Origin of the sequence: Xanthovirga aplysinae (assembly GCF_009711365.1) — a bacterium.
GTDB classification, from domain to species: Bacteria; Bacteroidota; Bacteroidia; order Cytophagales; family Cyclobacteriaceae; genus Xanthovirga; species Xanthovirga aplysinae.
Genome location: NZ_SMMB01001037.1, coordinates 1 through 6847, shown reverse-complemented (window position 1 = coordinate 6847; position 6847 = coordinate 1). Strand labels below are relative to the sequence as shown.

The 6847-nt window shown below is 34.9% G+C and carries 8 protein-coding genes; 4 read left to right on the top strand and 4 right to left on the bottom strand.

The genetic code is table 11. From position 1 onward, the window contains the following. Nucleotides 1-733: 733 nt before the first annotated feature. A complete protein-coding gene (locus E1171_RS11095) occupies nucleotides 734-1090 on the bottom strand; it encodes a DUF983 domain-containing protein (RefSeq protein ID WP_155206075.1) in 357 nt (118 codons plus the stop codon). Nucleotides 1091-1191: 101 nt separating this feature from the next. Here E1171_RS11095 and E1171_RS11090 point away from each other — a divergent pair, with 101 nt between their 5' ends. Further along, nucleotides 1192-2067 carry an AraC family transcriptional regulator gene (locus E1171_RS11090; RefSeq protein ID WP_155206074.1) on the top strand — a complete coding sequence of 292 codons (876 nt, stop codon included), beginning with the start codon at nucleotides 1192-1194 and terminating at the stop codon, nucleotides 2065-2067. 153 nt (nucleotides 2068-2220) lie between these two features. Here E1171_RS11090 and E1171_RS11085 read toward each other — a convergent pair whose 3' ends face one another. Continuing rightward, nucleotides 2221-2646, bottom strand: a complete 426-nt coding sequence (locus tag E1171_RS11085) for a winged helix-turn-helix transcriptional regulator (RefSeq protein WP_155206073.1) — start codon at nucleotides 2644-2646, stop codon at nucleotides 2221-2223. Nucleotides 2647-2764: 118 nt separating this feature from the next. Here E1171_RS11085 and E1171_RS11080 point away from each other — a divergent pair, with 118 nt between their 5' ends. Then, nucleotides 2765-3547 carry an SDR family NAD(P)-dependent oxidoreductase gene (locus E1171_RS11080; protein ID WP_155206072.1) on the top strand — a complete coding sequence of 261 codons (783 nt, stop codon included), beginning with the start codon at nucleotides 2765-2767 and terminating at the stop codon, nucleotides 3545-3547. Between the two features lie 39 nt (nucleotides 3548-3586). Beyond that, nucleotides 3587-4033, top strand: coding sequence for a hypothetical protein (locus E1171_RS11075; protein ID WP_155206071.1), 447 nt, complete (start codon nucleotides 3587-3589; stop codon nucleotides 4031-4033). A gap of 273 nt (nucleotides 4034-4306) precedes the next feature. Here E1171_RS11075 and E1171_RS11070 read toward each other — a convergent pair whose 3' ends face one another. After that, nucleotides 4307-5470: a histidine decarboxylase gene (locus E1171_RS11070; protein ID WP_155206070.1), complete on the bottom strand. Its 1164-nt coding sequence runs from the start codon at nucleotides 5468-5470 to the stop codon at nucleotides 4307-4309. A 126-nt stretch (nucleotides 5471-5596) separates the two neighbouring features. Here E1171_RS11070 and E1171_RS11065 point away from each other — a divergent pair, with 126 nt between their 5' ends. Next, entirely contained in the window at nucleotides 5597-6079 is a 483-nt protein-coding gene (locus E1171_RS11065; RefSeq protein WP_246164286.1) for an Lrp/AsnC family transcriptional regulator, read from the top strand. 77 nt (nucleotides 6080-6156) lie between these two features. Here the strand turns inward: E1171_RS11065 and E1171_RS23825 are convergent. Continuing rightward, nucleotides 6157-6847: DUF1835 domain-containing protein (locus E1171_RS23825; protein ID WP_187696398.1), on the bottom strand; the 691-nt coding region annotated here is incomplete at its 5' end.

The following is a 6847-nucleotide window of genomic DNA, read 5'->3' as shown; positions in this document are numbered from 1 at the left end:
CAATATGTAGTGTGCTTTTAATCATTTTAATGATCTTCTAGTGAGACTAAATAAGGTTTCAGGGAGTAAAGGTGTTGTTTTATGTGGTACATCTGAAGTTTAAGAAGAGTAGTTTTTTAGGGGCTTCGGTATATTCAATTGGCCTATTTATTATTCGTGATCTTACCTGTTAGATTTATTTTGTTAATATAATTGTATTTTTTTTAGTCGTATATTCTCAAATTTCATTTGAGTGTAATATTTATTGAAATAAACAAAGAATTATGCTTTCTTGGAGCTCTTTTTATTAATTTAATTTTCAATTTTTAAAAGGCTATGCCTTTCCTATTTATCTTTAGTTTAATTGATTCTTTTTTGAATTACTTCTACCTAATTCTATACTTTCCCTTTGTCTACACCAATTCCAGCTGTCCTTTTTTATAAAATACTCTATCCCTTTATGAAGTTTTTACATTTGACCTAGCTATTTAGCTACTTTTTTGAGGCTTTTAAAAGGGGTCCTTTGGAATAGGTAGGAAAGTAAGGTGAAGGGGAGGGAAATTTATATTGTCCTTCAAAAATAGAGAAAGTTTACGGGAAGGGTATATGCTAATTTCTTTATTTCTAAAAAAGATTCTTCTCGGAGCTTAATATATTTAAAGCACCCACATTTTGTATTTTCGTCTCTTGGTTTAATTGGTAATAGTTAGAAAGAGTTAAAGGGGGAGTGCTTTTAATGCAGGAAACTAATCCTTCAAGTTCCTTCCTTATTGGTAAATAAATACATCCAGATCACCCTTGAATACCGATAGTTTGTAAAGCTTAATAAAATGATTCCAATGGTGAATCCCCATAAAATATTCATGACGTTTTCTACGAGGAAAAGGCTGATAAAGAATATAGTCACCATTTCTAGTATAATTAATGCATAACTGACATACATGGCCCCTGTGAAAAATCCTGGTTCAATCTCAAAAGTGTGAGAACAATGAGGGCATTGCTTTCTCATTCTTGGGTACTTAAGAAGTAAAATATTTCCCTTATTTTGGAAAATCTCTCCTTTTTCACATTTGGGACATTTCTCTTTTATGATGTTTAATACTCGACTCATGGCCTTTATTGTTTATTTGCAAATTTAGAGCTATTAGTGATTGAAGACAATGGATGAAAATTGCATATATTTGGACAAATAAGACATAAAGTAATTATTTGATGAGCAGACTACCCATTTTGAATATCGAACAGTTTCAAACTCTTGCGGATAGCGATGATTTTTATTTCAATAATTTGTCTGATCATATAAAGGCCAATTATCAAACAGTGACGGTACCCCATAAACATGATTTTTTTCTAACGGTATTATTTACCCAAGGTGAAGGTATCCATGAAATTGACTTTAATTCTTACCCTATTAGACCTGGAAGTGTGTTTTTGCTCAATCCTGGACAAACCCATCATTGGGAATTGTCGCAGGATATTAATGGATTCATATTTTTTCATTCCCAATCATTTTATGATTTAAACTACTCGGCTAAACGTGTTCATAACTTCCCCTTTTTCTATTCTTTGCAGAATTCTCCCTGCATTTATTTGAATGAAAACGAGCAGCAAGTGATTGAGTATTTTTTTAAAATGATTCATGATGAATACTATGCAAATTTATTGATGAAACAGGATAAGCTATGTAGTTTAATTGATTTGATTTACATCGAATTATCGAGAATATGTATGGGAGAGGGCTATTTGAAAGTTAGTAAATCGAATAATTATTCGAAAAAATTACAGCAATTGGAGCAATTAATTGAGCAAAATTTCCTCACCGAGAAATCTCCTATGATTTATGCGGATTGGATGAATATCACACCAAAACATCTGAATAGAATTACCAAAACAATGGTAGGAAAAACAACTTCCGACTTAATTGCTGAACGCGTTCTACTTGAAGCAAAAAGGATGCTTCTTCATGCTGAAAATAATTTTTCGGAAATTGCTTATTCTCTAGGGTACGAGGATTATTCCTACTTTTCTCGCTTATTTAAAAAAAAGTGTGGTGAGAGTCCTTCTGAATTTCAGAAAAGATATTATTAGAGTAGTTTATCATTTCTTTTTAAATAGGAATTGGGGTGACCTTAAATTTCCATTTAGTCAAATAATTAAGGTTAAACACAACTGGCATTACAAGTTGCTCTAATTAAGGTAAATGGAGAGAATGTGAAGTCCAGAAAGTAATCCCCAATTAATTTAATTGGGACTATGCTCTCTTTTTAGCTCCTTCATTATGGCTTGTTGTGTCTCTTTTCCTCCTTTGATTATTTTGTTGGCTCTGGCAGCTTTTTCTATGTCAACTTCTTTGTATTTGATGCTCCATTTAGCAATTTCCATTAGGATAGGAAAGAGATCAATACCTTTTTCAGTTAAAGAATAGATAATTTTTTGTTTATGCATAGGGTCACTCTCTTTACGGATAATTCCTTCTAACTCCAAAGCTTGTAGGCGATTGGTTAGTATGTTGGAAGCAATTTTTTCCTCTGAGCTCAAAAACTCCCTGAAGTGACGTTTTCCATCAATAATCATATCTCGGATAATCAACAATGTCCATTTGTCTCCAAATACATCCAAGCCTAAATATTGAGGGCAATGGGATTTGTACTTTATCGACTTTTCCATACAAAAAATAATTTTCTGCTTGCAAAATGAAATCAGTTTTCTATATTTAGAAACCGGTTTAATAATGAAACCAGTTTTGTTTAAAAATCTGTTTTAAAATTAAATAAACCTAAGTAGAATGAAAAACAATTTATTGAAAAACAAGGTTGCCGTAGTTTTCGGAGCTGCTGGAAATTTGGGCAAACAAGTAGCCAAGGCTTTTACTGACCAGGGAGCTGATGTTTATCTGTCGGATATTAAGTCAGATGTTTTAAGGAACTTAAGTATTGCTAGGAATATTCAGACAGTCGATGCATTAAATGAGGCTGAGGTGGAAGAATATATGGATACTGTGGCTTCCTTAGCTGGTAGAATTGATATCGTAATAAATCTATCAGCCTCTGAAACCTCAGAGTACAATCATGGTAAACCTGCTACTGAAGTTTCTCTTGATCAGTTTTTAATTCCAATGAAAACCACTACGGGAACACAGTTTGTGACGGCAAAGGCAGCTTATAAGCATATGTCGAGGCAAAAAAGTGGTGTTGTTATATTTATCACTTCTACTTTGTCCAAAATTGCCCCTCCCTGGACTACCGCCTTAACTGCCTCTCATGCTGCTACTGAGGCTTTAACAAAGACACTTGCACAGGAGTGGGGGCCAGAAGGGATTAGGGTAATCTGTGTGCGATCAGAAGCCATGACTGAATCCTCTACAATTGATTATACATTCACTACCATGGGAGCGAATATTGGGATTTCAAGAGAGGAAATGCAAGCTAGTGTAGAAGAAAAAGTACCATTAAAAAGGTTAACCAATGGCATGGAAACTGCTCAAGTGGCTGTTCTGGCTGCATCTGATTTGGCCGGGTTTATGACTGGTACAATGCTTAATCACTCTGGTGGACATGTACTGGAATAGCCTCTTTTTAGATAGATCGAAAATTTTAAGGGAGATAAAATGAAAAATTATACACAATTTATTACTGTTACTGCAACCAAGAAGGATGTCTTTTTTGCCCTAACCCAGAAAGTGGAGAAATGGTGGGGGACTGTTGATAAGACTGTCGATCAAATAGGTGATGTTTTTAAGGTTTCTTTTGGAGAGGCGTTTTGGACATTTAGAGTCATCAGACTAAAAAAGTTTGACCAAATTAGTTGGGAATGTATAGAATCTCATCAAGTACATAAGGGGTTAGATGGAATGGAGAAAGAATGGCTGGGAACTACTTTACATTGGGAGATTAAAGAAAAGGATGAAAACTTGGTTGAACTAAGTTTCCGTCATGAAGGGCTGGTCCCAAGTTTCATTTGCTATGAAGTGTGTTCGTCGGCCTGGGACTTTTTTATTACCCAGAGTCTAAAAAGTTTTTTGGAAAAGGGAGTAGGTCTGCCAGAGATTCAATGATACTTATTGGAAGTTTTCAGTGATTGGATGTTCTATTGTAAATAATTTCTCGGGGAGATTTATTAAAGTGTAGGAATAATAAATACACCCCTCAAGTCTATCAGGAGGTTTGGCTTTCTTGGTTGAAGTGTGAATTCTAATTGGCAATGGGGAGGGACCTTAAAAAGATGAGACCCTCCCAGATACTTTTGTTTTTGTTTATCTTAAATCATTATTTGATAATCCTCCCTTTTAATGAGACACAATCCCTTAATAAGTGCCTTAAAGAAGTAGTTAAAACTCAAATTCAAATTCCTCTTCTCTTTTTTCTTCACAAGTTGCTAAATCCAAGATAAAGTCATCAATTTGATCCTTAGTGACATTCGGCATGCAGATCACATGGGAAATATCCCCTTCGGTAGCCAATTGCCACTTATCTTTAATCTGGTCTGGTGTTTTTGGTAGTACCACTGTTATGGCATTTGGATTTCTCCAGGCTTTTATTCCTATTTCATTGAGTCTTTTTTCACAATATTTTGCTACTTCCAGACTGTGTTGATAGCGTTTTTTTAGTCCCTCTATTCCCTGTTTTTTTAGAACATACCATAAAATCAAGGGGCTATGTCCATTTCTGGAGCCAGTGATCGTTGTATCTAAGGAACCAATATAGGATATCCCTTTGGAAATCCGGTCTCTATTGGACCTTTTGGTGACGATGACGCCTGTAGGTATGGGGGAGCCAATAAATTTGTGACCACTAATGGAAATACTATCTGCCCCATCTTTGAAATCAAATGGTATGCGTGGTTCCATAAAGGCCCCAAAGGTCCCTGAAAGGGCTGCATCACAATGGATATAGTGGTCTTGAATGGCTAAATGCCCTAAAATTCCTTTTATTTTTGAAATATCGTCCTTGGCTTCCTTCATTGTGGTGCCAAAAGTGCTCAATACGATTGCTGGTTTATGACGATTTAATCGAAGAGTGTTTTCAAAGTCTTCGTAGTCAATTTCACCGTTTTCTTGTGATCGGATTACAATGCTAGGAATGTTCAACAGGTGGATATTTTTCTTTACGCTATAATGGGTAGACTCGGAATAATATACCATGGCTTTGGGATACAGTTCCCTTGCTAAATACAGACCATATAAGTTGCTTTCTGACCCACCATTGGTTACATAGCCCCAGTAATCATTCGGTTGTGCTCTAAATAATTTTGCAAAAAAGGCTACTACTTCACGCTCCAATTCATGGGTTTGAACCTTATAAGTGGCATCCTCAAAAGGGTCCCCTACATTATTGATAGGGATCTGGAGGAAATCACTAATTTCTGAAATATCAAAGTCTTTAGAAACAGGATAACCGATGGCCAAATCCCTAGCCTCTTCTATTTCTGACTTTAATAGTTTTAATCTTTGGTTATCTTTTTGGGATAATGAATTCAACACTGCACTTTCCATATTTGCCAGATTTATTTTCCTGTAAATTTACTAAATGCAATTTTTAATTTCTACTTAATTTATAAATACAGTTAATAAATCTTTTTATAATAAAATTTAAAGATTAATTTTCTGATTTGATGTTTAATGACTTTCAAAACCGAAAATTTTTCTGCCATGGATGAAATCGATAAGAAGATATTGATGCAATTGCAGCTGAATGCGAAACAGAATACTAAGGAGATTGCTGATAAGGTGGGTTTATCGGTTTCTCCCACTTATGAACGCATAAAAAAGTTGGAGCAGCAAAACTACATAAAAGGATATGTGGCTTTGTTAAATGGGACCAAAATAGAAAAATCCATCATTGTATTCTGCCAGATTTCATTGGCGAAGCATTCTAAGGAATTAATGGATAATTTTAGAAAGGAAATCGGAAGTTTACCGGAAGTCATGGGGTGCTACCATGTGTCGGGCAATTATGATTTTTTACTAAAAGTTGCTGTAAGCGATATGAATGAATACCAAAAATTTGCCGTCGATAAATTGTCTGTGATCAAAGAGCTATCCAATGTGCAAAGCTCCTTTGTTTTGGAGGAGTTAAAGAATGATACTGTATATGAATTGTAGTTGAAATTTATGAGATTATTTCTGGGAAAATAAATAAAAGGTGTTTCTGGAATAAGAATTGGCATTTTTTTAAAAGGTTAATGGTTATTCTTTAATTCATCTAAAAGTCTTTTGACCTGTAGATCACCAAATCCATAAATACTTTCTCTTTTGCAAAAGACCTTAAAGATAGGCCCAAATTGATCTGTCTTTAGTTCATTCATAATTTGGAGGAGTACTTCTTTTGGTCTGCCCAGTTGTCCTTTCCTGGGGATTCGGTCTATGTGTGCTTTTATGGCAGGATGCAAGAAAGGAAATCGGTCTTTTAAGGTTATTGCCAATTCAAGCATTTGGGAGTGTTTATTTTCCTGATATAATCTCCAAAGTTTGGCTAGTTGTTGAAATTCTAGTGCTGAAATTCTTGACCTATTTTCATAAGCGGAAATTAATTCTGATTCCTTCATTCCTCCAAATCCATACTCATTTGCCACCTTTGGCCTTACCAGGTAAAGTAAATAGTCTTTGTTCGATTGATTTAAAAGGTGAAGAACAAACCAAAAATTCACCTGGCAGAATAGGTCGTCTTCAAACCAAAGGTTGATTTCACTTTCGGTAGGGATTTGTTGTATTTTATCAAATTCCGGAAGGGTCTTTTGATAATAGTCTTGTTCAGTATACCCCTTATAAGTTGAACTAATAAATCTGGCCCGGTTTGTAAAAAATTCTTCTAATTTTCTCCCTTGCACATTTCCATCCACCAAACACTCCCGTGCAACTATTTTTTCTCCT

What these genes read in the sequence shown, in the direction of transcription:
- E1171_RS11095 (WP_155206075.1), bottom strand. Translation starts at nt 1,090, where the DNA reads ATGAGTCGAGTATTAAACATCATAAAAGAGAAATGTCCCAAATGTGAA.
- E1171_RS11090 (WP_155206074.1), top strand. Translation starts at nt 1,192, where the DNA reads ATGAGCAGACTACCCATTTTGAATATCGAACAGTTTCAAACTCTTGCG.
- E1171_RS11085 (WP_155206073.1), bottom strand. Translation starts at nt 2,646, where the DNA reads ATGGAAAAGTCGATAAAGTACAAATCCCATTGCCCTCAATATTTAGGC.
- E1171_RS11080 (WP_155206072.1), top strand. Translation starts at nt 2,765, where the DNA reads ATGAAAAACAATTTATTGAAAAACAAGGTTGCCGTAGTTTTCGGAGCT.
- E1171_RS11075 (WP_155206071.1), top strand. Translation starts at nt 3,587, where the DNA reads ATGAAAAATTATACACAATTTATTACTGTTACTGCAACCAAGAAGGAT.
- E1171_RS11070 (WP_155206070.1), bottom strand. Translation starts at nt 5,470, where the DNA reads ATGGAAAGTGCAGTGTTGAATTCATTATCCCAAAAAGATAACCAAAGA.
- E1171_RS11065 (WP_246164286.1), top strand. Translation starts at nt 5,597, where the DNA reads ATGACTTTCAAAACCGAAAATTTTTCTGCCATGGATGAAATCGATAAG.